Source organism: Arsenicibacter rosenii, assembly GCF_001870735.1.
Taxonomy (GTDB): domain Bacteria; phylum Bacteroidota; class Bacteroidia; order Cytophagales; family Spirosomataceae; genus Arsenicibacter; species Arsenicibacter rosenii.
Genome location: NZ_MORL01000035.1, coordinates 1 through 25,256, shown reverse-complemented (window position 1 = coordinate 25,256; position 25,256 = coordinate 1). Strand labels below are relative to the sequence as shown.

Sequence of the window (25,256 nt, the reverse complement as noted above, 5' to 3'; positions counted from 1 at the left end):
CGCCGACAGGCTCTCTCCCGTCGACCAGCTGTAGGTCAGTCCTGACGTATGATTTTCATCGGCAGCAACTAGTGTAATGCTCGTTCCGGCGCAGCTTGACAGCGCAGGTAAGGCAGTCAGTGCGGCCGAAGGGGCTGCTAATGCTGTAATACTAATAGTTGTTGTACTCTGGCATCCGTTCGCATCCGCAACGATCATGGTGAATGTAGCGTCACCCGCAGAAGTCAGCGTTGCCGAAACTGCGGATATGGCCGACGGGTTACTCAGGGTGCTGCCTTGCGGCGCAATCCAGGTATAGGCATACGGCGTGGTGCCGTCCGCTGCCAATGCTGTAAAACCTACAGGGGAGCTAACACAGGTTGTATACGAAGACGTAACCGGTGATAATGAGACAGGGGGGTTGGCCTGTACCTCATACGCCCCCATATCTATACGGGCCGGCAGACTACCACTTTCGTAGAGCCGGGTATTGCCTTCCAGATCTACCGTACCTACTGTTGCCGTTGTCGTAGCCGGATCACCGGCGTTGATCAGCGGAGAGCAGGGCGTTAACTGAAAATTACCGTTCACGGCATCGGCAAACAGCGGATCGGTTTCTACATTTCCCGTACCGCCTTTCGCCCAGCCGGTTACATCTGAATAATTCACTAATGTAGCCCCATCATCGCCAATGGCGTCCACACTGTTATGCCAGACAATACAGTTGGTCAGGGTCGAACCCGCCATCTCATTATTGATCCATGCGCCAACCGGTGCCGTGTTCTGCGTCAGAACACAGTTAGTCAGGGTGTTTCCGGTTGTATTCCGGAGATAAATACCCCCGCCGCCAACAGCCGCTTCATTGTCTGCCATCAGGCAGTTATAAAATGCCCGGTTCTGACCGTCGACGTACAAGCCCCCGCCAATACCGGTGGCCGTATTGGCGGTAAACCGGCTGCGCTGATATACGGTTGGAGTCGTTACGTAATAGTTTGCCTCCCAGACGCCTCCGCCATCTACGGCGGTATTTGAGGTTATTGTCATTCCGGAAAGCTGCACGGCATCACTCATATATGAAGCGAAACCGCCACCGTTAACCCCCGATATATTCTGTTTAATCACACTGGTCTGCAACCGGAAACCGGTACCATACACAACCGAAATCCCCCCCCCGACCATCGCAGCATGATTACCGGTGAAGGTACAGCCGGTTAGCTCAGGCGCGATATCTTCAGAACTGAACAATCCTCCTCCAAAGAACGACTGCGCTGTATTGTTCTCAAAAACGGTATCTGTAATGGTATAGCTGCTGTATTGGGCCGAAATGCCGCCGCCATTGTTGAGTGCCACATTACCGGCAACGGTGCAGGCGAGCAACTGCGTTACCGTTGCATCCAGGAAAAGACCGCCACCGCTGGTTTGGGTCGTCGCATTGTTTTGGAATACACAACGCAGAAACAGCGGATTTCCCCCGGCAACGTACGCTCCGCCCCCTTCGTAATCCGTAATATTATCGATAATCAGACAGTTTTCAATCGTCGGGCTGCTGTCAATCAGTTGAAGGCCGCCTCCCCGGTAAATATTGCCGACGCCCCGTGCTCCCGTAATCACAAATCCATCCAGACGAGCCGTATTATCCACATTAAGGGCCGTGACAACATGGTAGCTACCTGTTTCACCGCCATCACCATTGATATCTCCGCTCAGAGTACTGCTGTCCGGCCCGGACAACGCACGGGCAGACGTACTGACAGCACCACTAACAAAACCACCATAAAGCGCAACATTTGAAGCTACCTGAAAACTAGCCGACTGATCGGTGCCCGTCGTTGGTTTATAGAGGCCGCCCGTAACCCAAACGTCCATCGGCCGGCCCTGTCCGGCTGCCTGATTAATAGCACATTGCAGAAAATCCCCCGGCATGGCGTTCTCCCACGTACTGCCGTCTCTGGTGCCGGACCCTGTTTGTGAGACATAGACAATCGTCTGGCTGACCGGCAATACGACCGGCGTCAACTCATACGCACCCATGTCAATGAAATGCCCCTGCACGCGGGCGCTCCCCGCCAGATCAACAGACCCGACAGCCGACAAATCGCTGTCACTGCCGCCTCGGTCTATCAGGGGTGAGCACGGTACCAACCGGAAATCCCCATTGGCTGCGTCGGCAAACAACGGGTCTACCGCCAAATTACCCTTTCCGGTGAAACCGCCCTGGATGTCGGAATCAAATACATAGGTATAATCAGGCGTACCCATGCCGGAGGGGCTGTTGTTCCAGGCAATGGCGTTATGGATCCGGGAGCCGGCATTATCGTTATTGACCCAGGCGCCCACGGGTGCGGTATTGCCGGACCAGACACAGTTCCAGAAATAATTATCCGGATGTCCGGTGTTATTCAGGTTGACCCCACCTCCTTTATTTGCCGCTGTATTCCTGATAAATAAACAGTTTGTTACAGTGCGGCCAGCCCCATCCACAAAAAGTCCGCCGCCTTTATTCGTGGCGGCATTGTTGACGAACCGGCTACGAATCAGGGAGGTCCGCGCAGATACATTGTAATTTGCCTCCCACATACCGGCACCGACCGCAGCCGTATTACTCATGAACCGGCAACCAGTAACGACCATGGCGTTGCTTTGGCTGGTATAAAATCCGCCCCCGTCGCCACTGGCCCGGTTCTCCGAAAACGTACAGTTTGTGAGTTGTGACCCATTACTTATCCGGTGTCCCATGCCGGCCCCGGTTGTTGCCGTGTTATTGTCGGCCATGCAGTCTGTAAACTGCGGACTGCCGCCATTGACAAAAACCCCGCCACCATCTGCTGCGGCCTGGTTGCCGGTAAAGCGGCAGTTAGCCACGACCACCGTACTGCTCACTAACCGCAGACCGCCCCCTTGCTGGTCAGCAGAAGCCGGACCGTTGGCGAGCCCTCCCGTCAGTACAAACCCATCCAGACGGGAGGCTGTAATTGCCACGGCCTGCACTACGTGGTAGCTGTTATTACTTAGCGCATTGTTATTATCAATATCCCCGCTCAGGGTGGTGCTGGCCACACCAGTCAGATCACGGCCGGAAAGGCTACCCGCCCCAACCGTAAAGCTACCGTAAACGCTCACATTTGACCGTAATTCGATGCTCATTGACCGGCCGGCAGTACTCGCTGGCGTGTAGAAACCTGCGGCAACCCATACCTGCATGGGCCGCCCCTGGTTACCGGCCAGATTGAGCGCACACTGCAGGTTAGCTCCCGGAAAGGCATTGGCCCAGCTGCTCCCATCCTGCGCCCCTCCTCCCGACGGAGAGACATACAGGATCTGCTGCTCTGATGGCAGGAGAGCAGGTGTCCGTTCGTAAACGCCCATATCGACACGCCCGCCCTGCACCCGCACATTACCTGCCAGATCGGTTGTACCGATGTCAGCAGCCGTGCTGGCCGCATCCCCGGCATCGATGCCGGGCGAACAAGCGGTCAGCCGGAAATCGCCGCTGCCGGCATCGGCAAACTGCGGATCAAGGCTGGTGTTGCCCGTACCGGGAAAGCCGCCTTCAATGTCGGAATAGAACACATACGTACTCTGTGCAGCACCCATATCAGGCACACTATTGTTCCAGGCGATCGAATTGGTGATCCGCGAGCCGGCGGCTTCGTTGCTGACCCAGGCGCCCACGGGTGCTGTATTCTGTGTCCAGATACAGTTCCAGAAATAGGTACCCGTATTGTTGGTGTTGCGGATATGCGTCCCGCCCCCTGAATTGGCGGCCGTATTGCCCGCAAAAAGACAGTTAGACACCGTACGGCCTAATCCGTCTACGTATAAACCTCCCCCTTTATTCGTCGCAGTATTTTGTTCAAACCGGCAACGGGTTAACACTGTCCGGACGGTTGCCGTGTAGTTGGCCTCCCATGCACCAGCCCCGACGGAGGCGGTATTACTGGTAAACCGGCAGTCGGAAACGGTCATTCCATCATTCAGCAGTACATATAGTCCTCCGCCATCGGTTCCGCCGATATTTCCGCTGAAAATGCAGTTTACCACATTCGACCCGCTGCTGCCACGCTGATGCATGCCCCCGCCCGTGGCCGCGCTGTTGCCGGTAAACCGGCTGTTCGTAAACTGCGGGCTGCCACCATTGACGTAGATACCTCCGCCTTCAGCGGTTGACTGGTTTCGCTCAAAGGAGCAGTTCGTTACCACAGCACTACTACTGATTAACCGCATTCCGCCGCCCTGCTGATCGGCCGCCGTACTACCGTCTGCCAAGCCGCCGGTAATCACAAATCCGTCGAGGCGTGTACTGTTGTTCACGTTGCCGGCCTGTACTACGTGATAGCTGTTATTACTCAGTGCATTGTTATTGTCGATATCCCCGCTCAGAGTTGTACTGGCCGCACCGGTCAGGTTGCGGTCGGCGAGGCTGGCGGCCCCGACCGGAAAACTACCGTAGACCGCCACCCCGGACAAAAGCGAAAAGCTGACCGTCCGGCTGGTGGTGGCGGTTGGTTTATACAATCCGGTCGCGACCCATACCTGCGATCCGCAAAGAGCCGCCTCATTGATAGCCTGCTGGAACTGGCTACCGGCGTAGGCATTGGCCCAACTACTGCCATTTTTGACCGTTCCGCCCGATTCGGTGACGTAAATGACCGTCGGACAGGCACTGCGTGCTTTTTCCGGAGTGCGGGCCGCGTCGGCGGTTGCCAGACCGGAGCCTGTCAGCAGCCCCCCCGCAAGGAGAACATAAAACAGTTTACGGAGCCATCTGTTGAGACAGTGTGCTGTGGGATTGCGTAAAGTTACTTGCATGGTTTAACGTAATTGATAGTCTGAGGCAGTAATCAAGGGCCGCAAAACACGCGAAAACGCCCTACCGAATCCTGCCAAAAACATCCACAATCCTGCCATGGCCCTTTTTTATAGTATCACTTCACCATTTTGTTAACTTTACATATCTAAAAGAGCATAGTTATTAACCTATGCATTCACTCAACTGGCGATTAGATTATAAAGAGAATTAACCTAACAGGCACCTGCATACAGGAGTCCGCGTATGAACCACCGTTACCGATTTTTAGTAAGCATACTTTTTTTATGGCTCTGGCCGCACCGGCATGCCGAAGCCGGCTATCAGCCGTTTATTATCCGCAGCCAGCATTTCTCAACGGCGCAGGGTTTACCTAACCGGAATATCCTGACCACAGGACAGGATGCAACCGGCTTTATCTGGATTGGTACGCTCGAAAACGCATGCCGCTTCGATGGGCGGCAGTTTTATCCTTTACCCCTCACCAAAACCACACGAAACAATCCGTTCAGCCGTGTCTATAATGTCATCAAAACCGACCCGGAACACAATCTATGGCTGTTTAACGAGCAGCCCCTCGGGCAACGGCTCGTCTCGATCATTGAACCGGGCAAAGACACCGCCATTACGTTTGCCGAAAAATTCGGAAAGCCTTTCCCGTTTACGTCCGGCTTCCTGATTACGATTACGCCCCGCAATCATCCGCAACAGCCCTGCATGGCCGGTATCCGGTACGTGGCAGAACCCACCGGAGCGGTCTGGCAATACAATGGTTGTGGCCGGTTCAGCCGGTTTTATACCCCGGAGCGGGGGCACAGGATCTGCCACCTTGCCGATGCCGGAGACCAAAGCCTCCTGGTAACGGTGTCGGACCAGACCGGCCGGCAGTACCAACTGCTCAGATTATCACCCACGGGTAAGCTGCTGAGCCGTCAGATGCTGCCCGCACGGCTTTTACCGGCCGGAACAGACCGGCAAGGAACCGTTTATCTCTACCGTGATCTTTTGCTGACAGAGTCAAAAACGCTTTTGCCCGCTGTCCGGCATCAACAGCTTCATCACTTGCTTTTCAGGCTTCCGAAAAACGGAGCGCTCGAGCCCATACCGCTGTCGGTGCCGGCCGGCATCCTGCCCGACATCAGCCAGAGCGATTTTACCGGTACGCGGGCAGTTTACGATGCCTTTCACAACCTTGTCTGGCTTATCGGTAAGCACCTGCTGATTGCCTGGCACCCTGCATACGGCGTTGTATTTGACCAGAAAGCGGCATCACTGACCAATACCAGCACTCAGTTTTTTAACAGTATCCTGGTTGACCGCACCGGTGCAGTCTGGGTTACGACATCGGACGGGGTCTTGTTACTGACACTGGATCAGAACCGTTTCGAACGGCTGCTGTATGTGCCTGATGCCGATACCCGATCAGTTATGCACTCCATCCGAGGTATCCGGCAAACCGGTCAGGCACTTTGGGTAAATGCGGCAGACCTCTGGCAGATCGATCTGCAGACCGGAGGTTCACAAATGCCGTTCGGGTTACACTCGCCGGTCCGCCCGCAAACACAGGCATTGTTTCCGTCGATCCGGACAGCCGATGGCAACCTGTGGATGGTCTCCCGTCAGCTGGTCCGGCTTAATCCTGCCACACAGCAGACTAATACCTACCCCCTGCCGGGCTCACCCTATGGTTATGCACTCTGGGAGGCACCGGACGGGATGTTATGGCTGGGGACCGATCAGGGATTACTCCGCTTTGACCCGAAAACCGCGCAAATGCTTCCCTTCCGGCGGTATAACCAATACCCTGAACTGGCCCGGAACATGATCAATGGCTTCTTCAGGGATCCTGACAGCACAACTATCTGGCTGGCCAGTTCATCGGGCCTGTATACCCTTGACCTCCGTAAAGGGATTACCAAGCGCTTTGGACTGCAGGTTGACGGCCCCGGACAGCTGCCGGGCGAAAACTTCACGTTTGTTCACCCGGACTCTCACCGGAAAGGCGTCTACTGGCTTGCCACGCGCGGGCAAGGGCTCATCCGTTGGGACCGCATAACCGGTCAGATCAGCCACTTTACCACCCAAAACGGTTTATCAGACAACACCATTTATGCCATCTATGAAGATAACCACCAACGTCTCTGGCTTCCGAGTAATTACGGCCTGATGGCCTTCTACCCGGAAACCCGTCATGTACAGACATTTCTGCCTAAAGACGGGATTACACACGAAGAATTTAACCTGCTGGCACACTACCGGTCACCGGACGGCAAGCTGTATTTCGGCGGACTGAACGGAATTACCGCTTTTTACCCCGACAAGATTTTTGCCGAACACACCCGGAAAGCCCCCCTGCTGGTGACAGAATACCGTAAACTAGACGCGGAAACCGGCGATATGACCGACCACCTGCCCGACTACCGGAGCGCCGGTGCCCTGCAACTGGAACCAGCTGACCGTGCCTTCCGCTTATCATTTGCCTTGCTGGACTACCGGCACGTTCAAAATACACGGCTCTGGTACCGCATTACCGGCTGGCAGGATCGCTGGCAGCTGCAGAATGACATGCAACTGCAAATCAACGGCCTGCCCGCCGGCACCTACGAACTAGACGTAAAAATACAGAGTCAGAACGGGCAGTGGCTCTCGGATACACTCCGGTTACCCGTTTATGTCCGGCAACCGGTTTATCTGCGGTTATGGTTTCTGCTGCTGAGTCTGGGGCTGCTGGCGGCTCTGACCGGACAGCTTTTCCGCTGGCGGAACCGATACCTGCTCCGCGAAAAAGGGCGGCTGGAAGCGGAGGTGCACCGGCGGACGGCGCAGCTGGAAGCCGATAAAAGCATTATTGCCAGGCAAGCCGCGGAGCTTCGGGAACATGTAGCGCTTAAATCCCGGTTCTTTGCAAACATCTCCCATGAACTACGCACACCGTTAACCCTGCTGATTGGCCCGATCCATCACCTGATTCAACATCCGGCCAGGCCCGCCAATCCACAGTTACTGGCAAGTATGCAGCGCAACGCCCGGCAATTACAATCCATGATCAACGACATACTGGATCTGACGAAGGCAGATGCGGGTCAGCTGACCCTGGTACCTCAACCCGCCTGGCTGCCTGCGGTTATCCGTGAGATTACCGGTGCATTTCAGGACCGTGCCTTGTATAAAAACATCCGGTTACAGGTTGAATTGCCGGCAAATATGCCCTGGCTAATGGTTGATGTCGACAAAGTGGATACCGTCCTGACAAACCTGTTAGCCAATGCCTTACGCTTTACACCGGGCGGCGGCAACATCACCGTTTCTCTGACAGAGCATAACGATCAGATCATACTGACGGTCCGGGATTCAGGCACGGGTATCCATCCCGATGATCTGCCCCACATTTTTGAGCGGTATTTCCAAACCAGCCAAACCGACAAGCCTACCCAGGGCGGCACCGGCATCGGACTGGCCCTCGCCCGGGAGTATTGTCTGCTCTGGGGGGGGACCATTACCGCCGACAGTATACCAGGGCAAGGCAGTTGCTTTACGGTTACTTACCCTAAAGTGACAACAGTCCCTCCGGCTCCAGACAGCCACGCTGCACTTCCGGACAACATCCCGCCGGCACCCTTCAGATCCGACAAGGCCTATTCGGGGAAAACCATACTTATCGCGGAAGACAACCCGGATATTGTTACCTATCTGCAAGTAATGCTGAAACAAGACTTTATTATCCATACGGCCTCTAACGGGCAGGAAGCACTTAACTTTTTGCAGCAACAGACTCCCGATACCCTGCCTGACCTGCTCATTACCGACCTGATGATGCCCGACATAGACGGGCTTACCCTCATGCAGACCCTGAAAGAACGGGTCTGGCTGAATCAGATTCCGGTTGTTGTACTCTCGGCGCGCGGCAGTGATGATATGCGGTTGAGAGCCATGCGGCTAGGTGTTTTTGATTACCTGACCAAACCGTTTGTTGAAGAAGAATTAGTAGCCCGTATCAATCATCTGCTCACAACGGCCGCCGAACGAAAGGCCTGGCAACAGGCTGCTCAGGGGATGCAGACAGACGAACCGGTCATTGCCAGACCCGACGACTGGATTGTGTCAATGGAACAAACAATCCGTAAAAACCTGGCCGAGGCCGATATTCAGGTCAGCTTCCTTGTCGACATTACGAACATGAGCGAACGGCAGCTTTACCGGCGCATTAAGGAACAGACCGGCCTGTCGCCTAATCAGTTCATTCAGGAAGTGCGTCTGAAAACTGCCCGCGAATGGTTTGAAACCAATCCTTATCTGACGATGAAAGAAGTTTCTTTCGGCGTAGGCTTTCAGAAACCATCCTATTTTGCCCGGTTATTTAAACAGCGCTTCGGCATCCATCCGGCAGATTTCATCAAACAATACAGCAGCGTTCCGGCCGAATAACCGGATACCGGAACATCCGGATAAGGCTAACCTATTTATAGCCAATGGCTTTTGTGGTGTCGCGAAAATCCTGCATATTTATCCGGGCATCCAGCCGGAAGCCGCCTTTCTTTTCTCCTACTCCCGGATAAAGCACTGACACCCATGCAAGTATCTCAAAAAGTCCCGACCGGTCACTCAACGCTCGACGAACTTGATTACGCTATTCTCGAACAACTGCAACAGGATGGCCGCCGATCCTTTACCGATATGGCCGAACACTTAGGTGTCTCGGTAAGTACCATACGGACCCGCGCCAGCAAACTGATCGACGACAAAACCATTCAGGTTGTCGGCCGTGTCAATACCGAACGCGTTGGTTTTCACGCCTATGCGCACATCAAAATCTCGATCCGGCCGGCAAAACTCATTGAATCGGTGGCGGCTCAGCTACAGGAATACCGGGAAGTTAGTTTTCTGGCACTGACCTCCGGCGACTTTGACCTGCAGGTCGATGTGATGTGCCGCGACAATAATCACCTGCTCGAAATTATCAACGACCGGATTCTGCGGATCGAAGGCGTACACCAGACAAAAACCGACATGTATCTGAAGATTCTGAAGTACGCACAGCCTGATCTCAACCTGTTGTTTTAAGCAGTTAGTCATGGATTAACCGGTATTTTTCTACGCCATTTTTAAGATTTCTTATAATATTGAGCCTGTTTCAGCAAATTTTACAGAATAGTATTCTTTTTTCTGCAAAATCGTACGTAACTTAGTGTTCGAATTATACTTCATCAACAGACTTACTTTCTTCTCCTATGCAAGAACGTGTGTGGACACGGTAATCTGACCGGCTGTTTACGTCAATAGCCACGAGACTCGCTTCGTATTGTCTTTCACTCAACTAATCTATACGTATCGTTCATGTTTACCTTAAACCGACATCGGCTGCTGGTGTTTGCATTGGCATGTACAACTGCCATCGGGCATGCCGTACACGGGCAAGTTACCCCGAAATTTGCCTTCGCCGAACCAGGCATTTCGCCGGACGGCACCGAAATCGCGTTTATTTCCGGAGGAGATATCTGGACGGTTCCTGTCTCGGGCGGCGATGCCCGCCTGTTGGTGGCCCATGCCGATAATGAATCCCGGCCGTTGTACTCGCCCGATGGGAAATACCTGGCCTTCAGTTCGACCCGTACCGGAAACGGGGATATTTACCTGCTCACACTCGAAACCGGAGAACTCCGCCGCCTGACACACGACGACGGCGCAGAAGCGCCGACAGGATGGAGTCCGGACAGCCGCATGGTCTATTTCCAGTCGACCACGAAGGATATCGCGGGGATGAATGACCTCTTCCGGGTAACCATTCAGGGCGGAACTCCCATGCCTGTCACCGCCGACCGGTATGCCAGTGAGTTTTTCGGCACTCCCTCACCGGACGGACGTCTGCTTGCCTTTTCAGCACGTGGCATATCGGCAGCCCAATGGTGGCGCAAAGGCAACAGCCATATCGATCAGACCGAAATCTGGACCTGCCAGATCAGCAATAAAGACAGTAAGCCTGTCTATGAACAACTTACCGAAGGGGGTGCCAAAGAACTGTGGCCGCTCTGGAGTCAGGACGGGCAGAGTCTGTACTACATCTCAGACCGCAGCGGTCAGCAAAATCTCTGGATAAAGCCGCTCAGCGGCAAACCGGCCCAACTCACCACCTTCAAAGAAGGCCGCGTACTGTGGCCGTCGATCAGCCATAACGGCAACATCATTGTTTTTGAACGGGATTTCGGGATCTGGTCCTATAATACATCGACCAAACAAGCCACGCCGGTCAGTATCAAACTGCGTGGTGCGGCCGCCGGTTCGTCGGTTGATCACCTGAAACTAAGCAGTCAGTTCCGCGATCTGGCCTTGTCGCCGGATGGCAAAAAAGTGGCCTTTACCGCGCATGGGGAGGTCTTTGCGGCCCCCGCCAGAGAGGGCGGCGATGCCGTTCAGGTCAGCAATACGCCGGCCGTTGAATCGCAGCTGGTCTGGACACCCAACAGCCGCTCACTGATCTACGTCAGCACACGGTCGGGGGCCGGAAACCTGTACCAATACGATTTTAATACCCGCAAGGAAACCCGCCTGACCACCACCGATCAGGACGACAGCGGCCCCGTTTTCTCCCCCGACGGCAAGTCGCTGGCGTTTGTCCGTAACGGTCAGGAGCTGCGGGTACTCGACATGAGCACGCAGAAAGAACGCGTGCTTTACAAAGGCTACCTTGGCCGTGCGCCGTTCAGCAGTTCGGGGTCGGTCGTATGGTCACCCGACGGGAAATGGCTTGCTTTTGCCGTTTACGGTGCAAAAACCTTCCGCAACGTATGGGTAGTACCGGCAGCCGGCGGCGATAGCAAAGCGGTGAGTTTCATTGCCAACACCTTCGGCGGCAACCTGAGCTGGAGCCCCGACGGGAAATACATCCTCTTCGGTACCACCCAGCGCACCGAAACGGCTCAACTGGCCCGTATCGATCTGGTGCCGCGCACGCCTAAGTTCCGGGAAGATCAGTTCCGCGACCTGTTCAACGAAGAGTTACCAAGAACCTTACGGCCGGCCACACCGGCGATCAGCACACCGCCGGTCTCCGAAAAAACGGCAAAGGCCGACAGCGTTATCGGATCAACCACCGCAACGGCCAAACCCTCCGGCAGCAGCAGTACGACCATTGTCTTTGACGGCATCCGCCAGCGCCTGAGCCTGTTGCCTGTCGGGGTGGATGTAGATGCACAGACCATCAGTAAAGACGGCAAAACCCTCCTGCTCGTTGCCACCGTCGGGGGCCGTCAGAACCTGTATACCTATTCGCTCGATGAGTCAACCGGCGAACGTCCCGTAGCCCGTCAGCTGACGTCGACGCCCGGCGGCAAAAGCAATGCTCAGTTCAGCAGCGATGGTAAAGACGTATATTATCTCGAACAGGGACGTATTCAGTCTATATCCCTCGAACGCCGCGAGCCTAAACCTATTGCGGTCACGGCCGAACTCGACGTTGATTTTACGGCCGAAAAAATGCAGGTGTTTCAGCAAGCCTGGGATGTTCAGAACAAAGGATTTTACGATGCCGGTTTCCATGGTGCGAACTGGCCGGCTGTAAAAGCAGACTATGAGCCGTTTGTCGCCGGTAGCCGCACATCCGATGAGCTAAGGCGGCTACTGAACCTGATGGTTGGCGAGCTGAATGCGTCACACTCGGGCGTTTCGTACCCGCAAGGCGCCGCCGAACCGAATGTTGGCCGCCTCGGTCTGCGTTTCGACCGCGTTACGTACGAGAACACCGGTAAGCTCCGTATTACCGAAATCATTGCCCTGGGACCGGCTGCCCTTGCCAACGGACTCAATACCGGCGATTATCTGCTGGCAATCGATGGTAAAACCATTACCGGCCAGACCAATATTGACCTGTTGCTCAGCAACAAAATCAACCGGCGGGTTACGCTGACGGTGGCCTCCACGGCAGAAGGCACCGGCACACGCGACATCAACGTGCTTCCGGTTAACCTGAACACCGAAAAAGGGCTGTTATACAAACAATGGGTGCAGCAGCAACGCGACTACGTCGACAAGGCCAGCAAGGGCCGGCTGGGCTACGTCCACATGCCCGATATGTCGGCCGAATCGCTGAACCAGCTGTACATTGATCTGGACGCGGATAACCACACCCGCGACGGAGTAATCGTGGATGTACGGAACAACAACGGCGGTTTTGTCAATGCCTACGCAATCGATGTTTTTGCCCGCAAAGGCTACATGACCATGACCTCGCGCGGCCTGCCGCCGGCACCGGCCCGCACTCAACTGGGTCAGCGTGCCCTGGAGCGCCCGACGATTCTGGTTACGAACCAGCATTCGCTGTCCGATGCCGAAGATTTTACCGAAGGGTACCGCTCGCTGAAACTGGGGAAAGTAGTGGGAGAACCCACCGCCGGCTGGATTATCTTTACGTCAGCCGCCCAGCTGATTGACGGATCCAGTATCCGGTTGCCGTTCTCAAAAATAACCGATAACAGCGGCAAAAATATGGAATTAGCCCCGCGGCCCGTCGACATTCCCGTCAAGCGGCCCATCGGGGAAAGCTACTCGAACCAGATCAAACAGCTCGATGTAGCCGTCAGGGAATTGCTTAAACAAGTAGACGATGAACGGTCTACGAAGGCAATCAGTGGTAAATAGCTGATAAACCCCGCCAGGTCTCCCGGCGGGGTTATTTGTTTATTTAGTTTACCATCGCTGCCAATGAATCGTTCAGGCGCCTGTAGTTAACGAGCATATACGATTGGCCGGCTCGTCTGACCGCAGGTTTGTCCCGGTTAGCGGCCTGCATATAAGCCGTTCGTAAACGCATCCGGGCCCTTGACAAACGCATTTTGATCGTACTGAGCTTACATTTTTCCTGTAAGGCAATCTGCTCGACCGGCAATTGCAGGTGATAGCGGGTGTAGAGGAGCTGCTGTTCCTTCGGGGTCAGATAAACCAGCGCTCTGTCGAGATACCTGGCCTGCTCTTCCTGCTGCATGTAATCATCATACCCGGAGATGCCTTCTTCTTTCAGCTGAAAGGCCGCATACTCGTTGAACCGCTGTTCTGCTTTAGTAGCATTCCGTAACTGGTCGCTGCAGTAATTCCGGGTGATGACCCGCAGCCAGGTAGCAAACTGCGCACGGCCGCCAAACGAATCAAGGCGGGCCAGTACTTTCAGAAAAACCTCCTGCGCCATGTCCTCGGCTTCGAAGGTTGTGGCGGCAACCGGCTGGCACATTCGCAATACACGATTGAAATAACGCCGGTACAATTCATCAAAAAAGTGTGGTTTACGGGTTTCTAAAAATGCCTGAATTAATACTTCATCAGTCAGTGTAGCGTACATGTTATATTGGGGGCTTTAGATGCTTACAGGTATTTCTAAACAGAAAACTGTTACGTTAATGACCTCCCAAAGAACTAACATTTGAATGACCCAATCCTGCCAATCGATACCCCAATCCTGCCAAAACACCCTTCTATAAAAAATATTTGCCACTTTTAGGGCACAACCAATACCTTAAAGAAACTACATAAAACATAAAGTTACTTTTCTGTTACTTTTACCATTAACAACAGGATATATAGTTACCTGCAAGCCCAAAATCATAACAGCCCTGTGAACAGCAACATGTTCACAGGGCTGTTATGTAGAAAACCCGTCAGGATTACTGGCAGGCGGTGCCTGTCACGAGGAATGTACGGGTGTCGGTAAATACATCACCACAGGCATTTTTATTCTGGACGGTGAATGTATACGTACCGGGCTTAGTCACGTTGGCCGTTGTGGTATACGTACCGGCACGACGATACACACTACTGTAAACATAGTTATCAGGGCCTGTCACGATCATCGACGTTCCGAAACCCGAGCCGGTGATTTTAACCGAACAGTTGCCGGGGCCCAGCTCACTGAACACGGTCGTTGAAATGGCCTGCGCCGAAGCATTGGTACAGGTTGTCGTCACGGTTGCGGTTGCCTGGCCCACGCAGCCATTCCGGCTACCCGAAACGGTATACGATGTTTGTTGCGTGGGGGTCACATCAATACTGCTCTGGTTTGAGCCGGTATGCCAGGTATAGGAATCAGCACCGCTGGCCGTCAGCGTCGCGGTCTGACCGATGATGATGGTCGTTACCGACGGGCTGATGGTCACCACCGGAGCCGGGTTGATGGTCACTCCCACCGTTGCCGACCCACTCAGAGTGGNCCGCAGCGCGGGTAGCTACCCGCGCTGCGGTGTTGCCCGCCGATACGGGTGTAACACCGGCATCGGTGGCCGTAACCGAAAAACTCAGCGTCCCCGAAGCCCCTGCGCCAATTTGCGCCACCACCACACTACCCGTTGCAGCTCCCACCAATGTGGCATTAGCCGGTGCGGTCCAGACATAACTGTATGGCGAATTGCCGCCCGTTGCCGAAGCCGTTAAGGTAACCGAATTACCGGCACAAACCGCTGCCGGAGCCGGAGCCGCGTTAACCGTCAGCGAAGAGGGGGCTGATGGTGTTGAGGCCGGATACTGCACGGCAAACGTACTGTAGGTTGCACATAAAAGTATTGGTCCGTATGTCCAGCCGCTGGCAGGTGGCAAATCTGTCGCTGACGTGGTATGCAGATAAGGCTGTCCGTCATCATCATCAAACGGATCTGTTGTGGCCCCCTCACTGATATTCACAAAAGCCGTCCAGTTAAAATCAGGATATACTTTGATACCGAACGGAGCATTAGTTAATGTCCCTCCAGATAAGGCAACAGTCGCCGTACCTACATACGTTGGTTTACCACCGACAGTAGCCCCGAGTGTCAGGACGGCAGATCCGGTCAGGCATCCGCCGGAAACGGTGATTGACGCTGGTGTAGTCTGCGCCATTGATGCCGCAACAGAAAACAATACCAGGCAAGAAGCAATTAAGATACGTTGGTTAAATAAACGAGTAAAAGATACAATCATAGGTAAATACAAGTCTGTCTGAATACAGGCCGCGAAGTAACAACAAACCGTGCTATTTTACCAATATGTAAGCCTATTTAATTAACATTAAAACATAGTTACTTAATCACCCACTTACACGCTTTGTTTTTACTAATTCACAGAACGTATTCTTCAACTATGAGGCTCCGGACAGACATACGCTGGTTCTTTTTTGTAAGAACACAATGGAGTAGAAAGACGGTCACCTGCCATTTAGCTTTAAAGGCAGTGACTTTTTTTGCTGCTAATGAGTTGTTTGCCCCTATCAATCCCTCTTGATTATAAAGCCTTTCATCCTAAACCCTGAAAGCAGGTATGAGAACTTTCATCATTTCGCTTGTTTGCTGTAGCCTGGCGATGCTCGTTAGTGGTTTCAACGATCCGAAGCCCGCCGAAGCGCATCAGATTCAGAACAAGGCCACCGGTTTGCTGCTGCGCCCTTACAATGCCAGCAAGCAGGATAATGCGCCGGTGGTCGTCTACGACCAGTACCGCTGGAAATGCCTGACCTGGGACCTGATGCCGACAACGGCCGCCGACGTGTTTCAGCTCCGGAATTATTTCTCGGACAAAACCATCCAGTCGCCGGCTGATGCTAAAGACGGAGATGCCGTGTCGCAGCAAACCATTCAGCAGAATCTGAGTACCCAAACCTGGAAATTCGTAAAGGTCTCCGGGGAGTATTACCGCATTCAGCCCGCCGGAACAGATCTGGTACTGACCGTCTCCGGCGACCAGACCAATGCAAACGTTATTTTACGTAAATGGGTCAGTTCTGATCACCAGCTCTGGAAATTACTGCCCAAACCAGAGCGATTCGACGGATAATCGTTTACGTTCACTTTTACACCCTGTTTTTCTAACCTGTTTTTTTCAACGTCTATGCTAGGCAAACGACCGTTCGCTTCCTTACTGCTTGGATTAACCTTACTGACACCGGCCATCGACTCTGTCGCCCAGAAGGCCTCCGGCCGGATCGCACCGGCTTACCCGCTCGTAACCCACGACCCTTATTTCAGTGTATGGTCGTTTTCTGATTCGCTGACCAGCTCACCCACCAAACACTGGACCGGCACCGACAACTCGCTGATCGGTTTGATTAAAGTCGACGGCACGACCTATCGGTTTCTGGGCCAGCCGGGCAAAAGCTTCCGGAGCATTCTGCCCGCCGCTGACGAAGAAGAATACCAATGTAAATTTACCGAGTCAGAACCGGCCGCCGGATGGGAGAATCCGGGCTTCAATGACAGCCAGTGGAAAACCACAACGGCTCCCTTCGGTGATAACAATCAGGCCAAAACACAGTGGCACAGCAAAAACCTCTGGGTGCGCCGGACCTTTACCCTCACGGACACCAACCTCGATAACCTCCTGCTGAAACTACACCACGACGACAACGTGGAGGTATATCTCAACGGCGAAAAAATCTACAGCCACGTTGGCTGGGTGCACAAATTTCAGTACCACGCTATTCCGGCAGCGGCAAAGGCAAAGCTGAAAAAGGGCGAAAACGTACTGGCCATCCATTGCGCCAACACTGCCGGTGGTGCCTGGCTCGATGCGGGCCTTGCCATCGAAAAGGTAGCCAGGGAAGTGGCCAGCATCCGGTCGGCCACGCAGAAAAGCGTAGCCCTGAATGCGACCCAGACTACCTATCAGTTTGCTGCCGGAAAGGTAAACCTGACCGTGACGTTTACCTCGCCGCTGCTGGTACAGAACCTGGCGCTCTATGCGCGGCCGGTTTCCTATGTTTCTTACAACGTGGCCTCTGCCGACGGTGCGGCGCACGATGTGTCGGTTTACCTCGGTGCCTCTACCGATCTGTCGGTGAACACGGCCGCACAGCCGGTAAAGGCCGAACAGTACAACAATGGCCGGCTCTCTATCCTGAAAGCCGGTTCACAAGCGCAGCCGGTACTCCAGAAAAAAGGCGATGACCTGCGCATTGATTGGGGCTATATGTATGTGGCCGTTCCGAAGCAGGCTGCTGTGCAACAATACATCACAAACGACGAAGAGGCGCTGCCATCGTTTTCGGCCGACGTAAAACCAGCTCCTGCCGGATCAGGCAAACATCTGGTTCTGAACACGGCCGTTTCGCTGGGCAAGGTCAGCACCACGCCAAAAGAACAGGTGTTTATGCTGGGCTACGACGATCAGTATTCGGTCCAGTACTTCGGCCAGAACCTGAAACCATGGTGGCAGCAGGATGCGTCGCAAACCATTGAAAAACAACTGGCTCAGGCCGCCGCAGATTATAAGTCCGTGATGGCCCAATGCACAGCCTTCAACCAGAAACTCTACAACGACGCCCTGAAGGCCGGCGGCAAAAACTATGCGGATCTGTGTGTCCTGGCCTACCGTCAGGCCAATGCCGCCCACAAACTGGTGAAAAGTCCGCAGGGAGATCTGCTCTACCTGTCGAAAGAAAATTACAGCAACGGATCCATTAACACGGTCGACGTAACCTATCCGTCGGCGCCGCTGTATCTGGTCTACAACCCTGATCTGCTGAAAGGCATGCTGAACGGGATTTTCTACTACAGCGAAAGCGGCAAGTGGAAAAAGCCGTTTGCGGCCCACGATTTAGGGACTTATCCGCTGGCCAACGGCCAGACCTACGGCGAAGATATGCCGGTGGAAGAATCGGGGAACATGCTGATTCTGACCGGAGCCATTGCCAAAGCCGAGGGCAACGCCAACTATGCTAAGAAACACTGGCAGACGCTGACGACCTGGGCCGAATACCTCAGCAAGGAAGGTTTCGACCCCGCCAACCAGCTCTGCACCGATGACTTTGCCGGCCACCTCGCCCGGAACGCAAACCTGTCGGTGAAGGCCATTGTGGGCCTTGGCTGCTACGCGATGCTGGCCGGTCAGCTCGGCGACAAAGCTACCGCCCAAAAGTACCGCGCCATGGCCGCCGACATGGCCAAACGCTGGATGGACATGGCACAGGACGGTGACCATTATGCCCTGACGTTCGACAAAAAAGGCACCTGGAGCCAGAAGTATAACCTCGTGTGGGACAAACTGCTGGGGCTAAACCTGTTTCCGAAAGCTGTTTATGACAAGGAAATCAGGTATTACCTGACCAAACAGCAGCCATACGGCCTGCCGCTCGACAGCCGGAAAACGTATACCAAATCCGACTGGATTATGTGGACCGCAACCCTGGCCGACAACCGGCAGGATTTCGACGCGCTGGTTAATCCGATCTACAAGTTCGCTACCGAAACACCGTCGCGCGTTCCGCTGAACGACTGGCATGAGACCACCAACGGCCGCATGGTCGGTTTTCAGGCCCGCAGCGTAGTGGGCGGTTATTTTATCAAGGTACTTGAGCAGAAACTGAAAAAATAAGCCTTTTTAACCACATAAACCGCAGAGGTGCCATGCAGGTGCCTCACCGGTTTATGTGGTTTTATGTTTATTCCTATCCCCATGAAAAAACAACTCTTTTCCTGGCTCAGCGGCAGCCTTGCCGTACTGAGCCTGACCATGGGCCACGCCCAGACCCCGCTGAAGGCCACTATCCTCAGCAAGTGGGAAAAAGCCGTAACGCCCGAAAATGCCGGGCAAAACTACCCGCGCCCGCAACTGGTGCGAACCAACTGGCAGAATCTCAATGGTCTCTGGGACTACGCCATCCGTCCGAAAACAGAGGGCGCGCCAACCAGCTATGACGGCAAAATTCTGGTTCCGTTCTGTGTCGAATCAACGTTGTCGCAGGTCAATAAGGGTCTGAAACCAACCGAGCGGCTATGGTACCACCGGACCGTCTCCATCCCGCAGCAATGGCAGGGCCAGCGCGTACTGATTCACTTCGGGGCAGTCGATTTTGAATCGAACCTGTGGGTCAACGGCGGGCTGGCCGGTTCGCATACCGGCGGCAACGATCCGTTCAGCTTCGATCTGACCGACTACCTGAAACCCGGGCAGAACGAAATCGTTCTGGGCGTTACCGACCCGACGTCGGAAGGCGAACAGCCACGCGGCAAGCAGCTTCTGAACCCAAACGGTATCTGGTATACGCCGGTGTCGGGGATCTGGCAAACCGTCTGGCTGGAGCCGGTTGCTAATCCGGCCTACATCGACGAAGTAAAACTGACGCCGGATCTGGATTCAGGCCGGTTGTTTGTCGATGTGTTGCTGAATAAGCCTGTGACCAACAACACAACGGGCATCCGGATTACTGCCCTCGACGGTACCAACGTCATTGCCAGCACGCTCATCAAGGCCGGCCGTCACGCCTCGCTGCCAATCAATAACCCTAAACGCTGGACGCCCGACAGTCCGTTTCTGTACAATCTTAAGGTAGAGCTCGTTACGGTAGCCGATCCGTTTCCGAACGTGGAAAACCGGAACCGCCCGCGCAACAACGCTGCCGAAAAGGCCGCCTATGCCAAAGCCGAAGTGACCGGTGCACCGATTGATCAGGTAACGAGCTATTTCGCCATGCGGAAAATTTCGATGGGTCCCGGTGCGGTTGCCGGTCAGCCGGTGATGCTCCTTAACGACAAACCGCTGTTCCAGAACGGTCCGCTCGATCAGGGTTGGTGGCCGGGTGGCCTGCTGACCCCACCGTCGGACGAAGGGATGGCGTTTGAGATTGATTTCCTGAAAAAATCAGGTTTCAACATGCTGCGGAAACACATTAAAGTGGAGCCCGACCGCTACTACTACCTCTGCGACCGCATGGGGATGCTGGTTTGGCAGGACATGCCGTCGGGCTTCCTGAATGGCCAGAATCTGTCGCCGAGTGAATACATTGAGCCGCCGCGCCGGTCACAGGCCAAAGAACAGTTTGAGCTGGAACTGCGCCGGATGATGAACCGCCTGCATAATCACCCGAGTATTGTGACCTGGGTAGTACACAACGAAGGCTGGGGTCAGTACGACAACGTACGGATGGCGGCCTGGGTGAAAGCGCTGGACCCGAGTCGGCTGGTGAATGCCGTCAGCGGCTGGACCGACCTGGGCGGCGGCGATTTCTTTGACATTCACACCTACGAAGAAGTCCCCCGCGAACCGGCGGCGAAGAAAAATCATGTCATTGTGGTCGGCGAGTTCGGCGGAATCGGCTGGCCGGTGAAAGACCACCTGTGGGATGTCAACAAACGCAACTGGGGCTACCAGACCTACCAGGATCAGGAGACGGTGATCAAGGCCTACCGGACCAAATACGCGAAGATCGCGGAGATGTACAAAAAGCTGGGCTTGTCGGCGGCGGTCTACACCCAGACCACCGACGTTGAAGGCGAGGTCAATGGCCTGCTGACCTACGACCGCGAGATCATCAAGATTCCGGTTGAAACGCTGAAAGAAATCCACGCTCCGCTGTTTAAGTAACCGGTGTGGCGGCTGATTTCCTGAATACAACAGAGCGGGCGGAGAAAACCTCTGTCCGCTCTGTTGCTATCCGGCAGGTTGTTACCTTTGCCTCAGACCTAACAAAGCATGTCGAAACAACAACTTGTCCGGATCAGCATACCTGAAAAGGCGGGACACCCGCTGTCAAAGCCACAGAAAGAGTTTAACCGGCTTACCGAAAAAATCAGTGAACTCGAAAAAGAGATTGAGGCATTCCGGCAGACAACGTCGCATATCCAGGCGCGCATGGTGGCCGAATACCTGCCTCTGCTCCGGAAATACAATCTGTTACGGGCCGAGTTAGTCAGGGTATTCGACCGGGCACACGACCGGCCCGACACGACCACAAGCGAGAAAAAAAAGCTCGCGGACCTCATTCTGGCCATTGCTTTCGAACTCATTGACCAGCATGGTCTTGACGACCTCAAAGCCATCTACGATAAGTATGACAGCGACGGATTTGACACCACTACAGCCGGGGATCACTCCCTTCCCGACACACCGGACGAGGCAGCGCAGATGCTACCCGACAGCCGGTCTGATGCTTTTGCTGACAGCCGTTTGCCCATGGAATCAGGTGGGGCGTTCATGCCGGCAACGCAGGAAAAAGCCGTTGAAAAAAGCCGGATAAAGACCGGAAACCGAAAAGACAAACCCACGACCGCCCGGCAGCAGGCACGCGAAGCCAAAAAACAGCTTGAAGCGCGGGCGATCACCAAAACCGTCCGGATGCTGTATATGGATCTCGTCAAAACGTTTCACCCTGACCGCGAAGCCGACGAAGCGGAGAAAGTCCGTAAAACCGGGATCATGCAGCGCGTAACGGAAGCATACGAAACAGGCGACCTGCTGGCCCTGCTCCGGCTGCAGCTCGAATTTGAGCGTATCGGCCAGGCAGATCTGAAAAATCTTGCCGACGAACCGCTGATGCATTACAACAAGATTCTGCGGCAGCAGGTCGGTGAACTCGAACAGGAATTGGCCGGGCTGCATCAGTATCTGGCAGCCATATCGGGTCGGGCGGCTATGCCCGCCAACCAGGCGACCGGGCTGGAATACCAGTTGAATACAGACCTTAACACGCTCCGGAAAAGCAGCAAAATCCTGAAGAATGACCTGAAAATCCTGGCTGATTCCGCACAAATGAAGGCTTTTCTGAAAACATACCGTATGGCCTGACTACGACGATGCAGGGTCGTTCTGATACGGCCGTTGTCCGGCGCTGTTCCTGTAAACCAATTTTCTATAGCATACCCCTCTGTATATGGCAACGATTCTGCAAAACCACTATGTGCTTGCCGTTCATGATCTGGATGTGATGAGCACCTTTTTTCAGCAACTGGGCTTCCGGGAGCAATCCCGGCCACCGGGCTGGGTCTTTGTTGTGAAAGACAACTGCATGGTTATGATGGGCCTCTGTATGGATGCCATACCAGCCGCCGAACTGGGCGATCACAACTATTTCGGCTATCTGCGCGTCGACGATGCAAGGAGTTATTTTCAGGACATCCTCCATAGCGGCGTTGACATTCTTTTCCCGATTGCTGACAAGCCCTGGCAAATGCGTGAGTTTGGTGTCCGTTCCCCCGAAGGTCACCGGATCATGATCGGGCAGTATATCGGTCAATGACCTACCTTGTTATACGATATATGATAATTTTATATTTATGGCATAATAATTGTCAGAATCGCGCCATTCCGGAAACATCAACTAACTTTCCCTAAAAAAGCACCCTGACATCAAAGCAAAATGCAACCAAAACTCAAAAAAAGACAATCAAAACCTACTTTCTTATCGATTTTATACCCAGCCACATAAGTGGCTTATTTTTTGCCCTTTGCACAACATACTTGCTTATTCTCTTTTAGACATATAGCCTTTACTGGTTATGAAGAAACTATACTGTTGTCTCCTCCCGGGAACGAATGTTCCCGGTGAAAATCAATTTATCACGAACAGTACTCCTTCCGGAAATCCATCAATGCCCTTATTCTACCTGCTATTCAGGCGTTGGTGGATTGTGGTATTTTTGTTTTTTGCCGGAGTAGCCAACAGCTACGCGCAGTGTACGCTTGCTATTAATAAGGTAACAACATCAGGTTGTTATTCTGTTAGCGGAGTTAGTAAAGCAACCGTCAGTGTTGAAGTCGCCTGGAGTAATGCGCCTGCAAACGGATACATTGTTGTCACGACAGCCGCTCAAAGTAAAACCATTACACCGGGGACCATTTCGGTGGTCTATCCTCAGGTAAGTTACACTGTCAATGGTTCACAGACAATTGTTTCTCCCCAGGTTGTGGCGTTTGAAATTAATGCGACCGGTACTACAGGAACCGTCACCGCTGCGTTCTCCAACTCACCCGCTTGTTCAGCAACGAGTTCCTATACAGCCCCTGCCGGCTGCTTACCCACCAGTTGTTCAGGCAACAGCATTGGCGGGATAGTTTTCAAGGATTTTAATGATGATGGTTTACAGCAACCCGGCGAAAGTGTTGGTATTTCGGCCGTCACCGTGAAAGCTATCGCCTGTGATGGTACGGTGTATACAACGACCACCGATCAGTATGGCCGTTATACGCTTCCGATAGCGCTCAGCAATTATCCGGTACGTGTTGAGTTCAGCAATATTCCTTCCGTTTACAACCTTGGTATTAATGGTTCAGACTCCCGGACAAGCGTTCAGATTATTAATGCCCCCGACTGTGATGTTGATTTAGGGGTGAATAATCCTGTTGACTACTGTTCGAATACCCCGCAGATCTTTGTTCCCTGTTATGTATACGGTGACCCGCTCGTCAGTGGCAGTTCATCTGCTCTGTCTGATGCACTCGTAACGATTCCCTACGGGGTTACGTCCGTCACAACCTTTACGGGCGAACAGCCCATTGCTACAGCGGCGCAAATCGGTACAGTATGGGGATTAGCCTACAATAAATACACGAAACGCTTGTTTCAGAGCGCCGTCCTGAAACGCCATGCCGGGCTGGGCCCTGCCGGATTGGGGGGGATCTACGTAACAAACTACTCCAACCCGGCCGCTCCTGTTACCAGCACCTTTCTGAATGTCACAACCATCGGGATTAATGTGGGAACCATTGCCAGTAATTCGGCCCGTGGCCTGTCAGGCGATAAAACCCTGCCAAGTTATGACCAGCAGTCATTTGCACAGATTGCGAAAACCGGTATCGGCGATCTGGATATTTCGGAAGACGGCGATAAGTTATGGTTTGTCAATATGAACGACAAAAAGCTGTATTCTATTGATATATCCCAGTATAACCTGACCGGTACCACGCCAACAACCGCCAACGTAGCCTCATTCACAATCCCTGCCAGTTGTTCGGGCGGTGCTTACCGTCCGTGGGCGCTTAAAGTCTACAATGGTAAAGTCTATGTCGGCGGTGTCTGTGATGCGCAGACATCAGGCAGCAAGTCAGACCTCCGCGCTTCTGTTTATGAATTTAACGGCAGTACGTTCACGCAGATCTTCGACTTTCCGCTTACCTATCCAAAAGGCTACCCGGCCTTTGCGGATGTTAATAATACGGGCTGGTATCCGTGGACAGATAACTTTGATCAGTTGCGGCAAAGCGGGCAAACCATTCTTCGTCACCCTGTTCCGATTTTTACCGATATTGAATTCGATATTGATGGTTCGATGGTGTTAGCGTTCGGTGACCGGACCGGTTTCCAAGGTGGTGACTACAACTACCGTCCTGATGGTGCCGCCACAAATAATACCACTACCTACGAAGTAAACTCACAAGCGGGTGACCTGCTGCGTGCGTTTTATGCTAATGGCGTATTTGTTCTGGAAAATAACGCGAAAGCAGGCCCCTCAACCGGTTACGGACAAAATAACTCGCAAGGGCCGGGTTTCGGAGAGTTCTACAACGATAACTGGATTCAGGAAAACGGGACGACCTTGTATCACGCGGAAAACATCATGGGGGGGCTCGCCCTGCGGCCGGGTTCAGGCGAGGTTGTTGTTACGACCATTGACCCGAATGACCTGCATCCTTTTGCCGGTGGTGTACGCTATATGAATAACAGCACCGGTAAGCTGACGGGTGCCTATACGGTTTACATTACACGAGGTCCGGATGGCAGTCCTAATCCCGGCACCTTTGCCAAAGCCACCGG

Annotated in this window: 12 protein-coding genes; 9 read left to right on the top strand and 3 right to left on the bottom strand. The window is 53.8% G+C overall.

What is annotated here, in order from left to right; translation table 11 throughout:
- Window positions 1-4,788, bottom strand: a 4,788-nt coding sequence (locus BLX24_RS28190; RefSeq protein WP_071506578.1) for a beta strand repeat-containing protein, incomplete at its 3' end; no start/stop codon positions are given.
- 244 nt (window positions 4,789-5,032) lie between these two features.
- Here BLX24_RS28190 and BLX24_RS28185 point away from each other — a divergent pair.
- The 3 genes from BLX24_RS28185 to BLX24_RS28175 all read left to right on the top strand — a co-directional run bounded on the left by BLX24_RS28185 (window position 5,033) and on the right by BLX24_RS28175 (window position 13,417).
- Window positions 5,033-9,211 (top strand): ATP-binding protein, encoded by a 4,179-nt coding sequence (locus BLX24_RS28185; protein ID WP_071506577.1) that lies wholly within the window; start codon window positions 5,033-5,035, stop codon window positions 9,209-9,211.
- Window positions 9,212-9,355: 144 nt separating this feature from the next.
- Window positions 9,356-9,847, top strand: a complete 492-nt coding sequence (locus BLX24_RS28180; protein WP_071506576.1) for an Lrp/AsnC family transcriptional regulator — start codon at window positions 9,356-9,358, stop codon at window positions 9,845-9,847.
- Window positions 9,848-10,120: 273 nt separating this feature from the next.
- Window positions 10,121-13,417: a S41 family peptidase gene (locus BLX24_RS28175; RefSeq protein ID WP_071506575.1), complete on the top strand. Its 3,297-nt coding sequence runs from the start codon at window positions 10,121-10,123 to the stop codon at window positions 13,415-13,417.
- A gap of 43 nt (window positions 13,418-13,460) precedes the next feature.
- Here BLX24_RS28175 and BLX24_RS28170 read toward each other — a convergent pair whose 3' ends face one another.
- Both BLX24_RS28170 and BLX24_RS28165 read right to left on the bottom strand, forming a co-directional pair.
- Window positions 13,461-14,111: an RNA polymerase sigma factor gene (locus tag BLX24_RS28170; protein ID WP_071506574.1), complete on the bottom strand. Its 651-nt coding sequence runs from the start codon at window positions 14,109-14,111 to the stop codon at window positions 13,461-13,463.
- Between the two features lie 322 nt (window positions 14,112-14,433).
- The gene (locus BLX24_RS28165) at window positions 14,434-14,925 is read right to left on the bottom strand and encodes a hypothetical protein (protein WP_143092843.1); all 492 of its coding nucleotides are present in this window, start codon (window positions 14,923-14,925) and stop codon (window positions 14,434-14,436) included.
- A gap of 1,129 nt (window positions 14,926-16,054) precedes the next feature.
- Between BLX24_RS28165 and BLX24_RS28155 the strand changes: the two genes are divergently transcribed.
- The 6 genes from BLX24_RS28155 to BLX24_RS28130 form a co-directional block, all read left to right on the top strand.
- Window positions 16,055-16,567, top strand: coding sequence for an RICIN domain-containing protein (locus BLX24_RS28155; protein WP_083422229.1), 513 nt, complete (start codon window positions 16,055-16,057; stop codon window positions 16,565-16,567).
- 54 nt (window positions 16,568-16,621) lie between these two features.
- On the top strand, window positions 16,622-19,102 hold the full coding sequence (locus tag BLX24_RS28150) for a glutaminase family protein (RefSeq protein WP_083422228.1): 2,481 nt from the start codon (window positions 16,622-16,624) through the stop codon (window positions 19,100-19,102).
- Between the two features lie 81 nt (window positions 19,103-19,183).
- On the top strand, window positions 19,184-21,091 hold the full coding sequence (locus BLX24_RS28145) for a glycoside hydrolase family 2 protein (RefSeq protein WP_083422227.1): 1,908 nt from the start codon (window positions 19,184-19,186) through the stop codon (window positions 21,089-21,091).
- 108 nt (window positions 21,092-21,199) lie between these two features.
- Window positions 21,200-22,291 carry a hypothetical protein gene (locus tag BLX24_RS28140; protein WP_071506570.1) on the top strand — a complete coding sequence of 364 codons (1,092 nt, stop codon included), beginning with the start codon at window positions 21,200-21,202 and terminating at the stop codon, window positions 22,289-22,291.
- An 85-nt stretch (window positions 22,292-22,376) separates the two neighbouring features.
- Entirely contained in the window at window positions 22,377-22,742 is a 366-nt protein-coding gene (locus tag BLX24_RS28135; protein ID WP_071506569.1) for a VOC family protein, read from the top strand.
- A gap of 352 nt (window positions 22,743-23,094) precedes the next feature.
- A partial coding sequence (locus tag BLX24_RS28130) for an SdrD B-like domain-containing protein (protein ID WP_310590806.1) occupies window positions 23,095-25,256 on the top strand: 2,162 nt, incomplete at its 3' end.

Bases quoted from the DNA above. Each gene is read 5' to 3' on its own strand.
- BLX24_RS28185 (WP_071506577.1), top strand. From the start codon at position 5,033: ATGAACCACCGTTACCGATTTTTAGTAAGCATACTTTTTTTATGGCTC.
- BLX24_RS28180 (WP_071506576.1), top strand. From the start codon at position 9,356: ATGCAAGTATCTCAAAAAGTCCCGACCGGTCACTCAACGCTCGACGAA.
- BLX24_RS28175 (WP_071506575.1), top strand. From the start codon at position 10,121: ATGTTTACCTTAAACCGACATCGGCTGCTGGTGTTTGCATTGGCATGT.
- BLX24_RS28170 (WP_071506574.1), bottom strand. From the start codon at position 14,111: ATGTACGCTACACTGACTGATGAAGTATTAATTCAGGCATTTTTAGAA.
- BLX24_RS28155 (WP_083422229.1), top strand. From the start codon at position 16,055: ATGAGAACTTTCATCATTTCGCTTGTTTGCTGTAGCCTGGCGATGCTC.
- BLX24_RS28150 (WP_083422228.1), top strand. From the start codon at position 16,622: ATGCTAGGCAAACGACCGTTCGCTTCCTTACTGCTTGGATTAACCTTA.
- BLX24_RS28145 (WP_083422227.1), top strand. From the start codon at position 19,184: ATGAAAAAACAACTCTTTTCCTGGCTCAGCGGCAGCCTTGCCGTACTG.
- BLX24_RS28140 (WP_071506570.1), top strand. From the start codon at position 21,200: ATGTCGAAACAACAACTTGTCCGGATCAGCATACCTGAAAAGGCGGGA.
- BLX24_RS28135 (WP_071506569.1), top strand. From the start codon at position 22,377: ATGGCAACGATTCTGCAAAACCACTATGTGCTTGCCGTTCATGATCTG.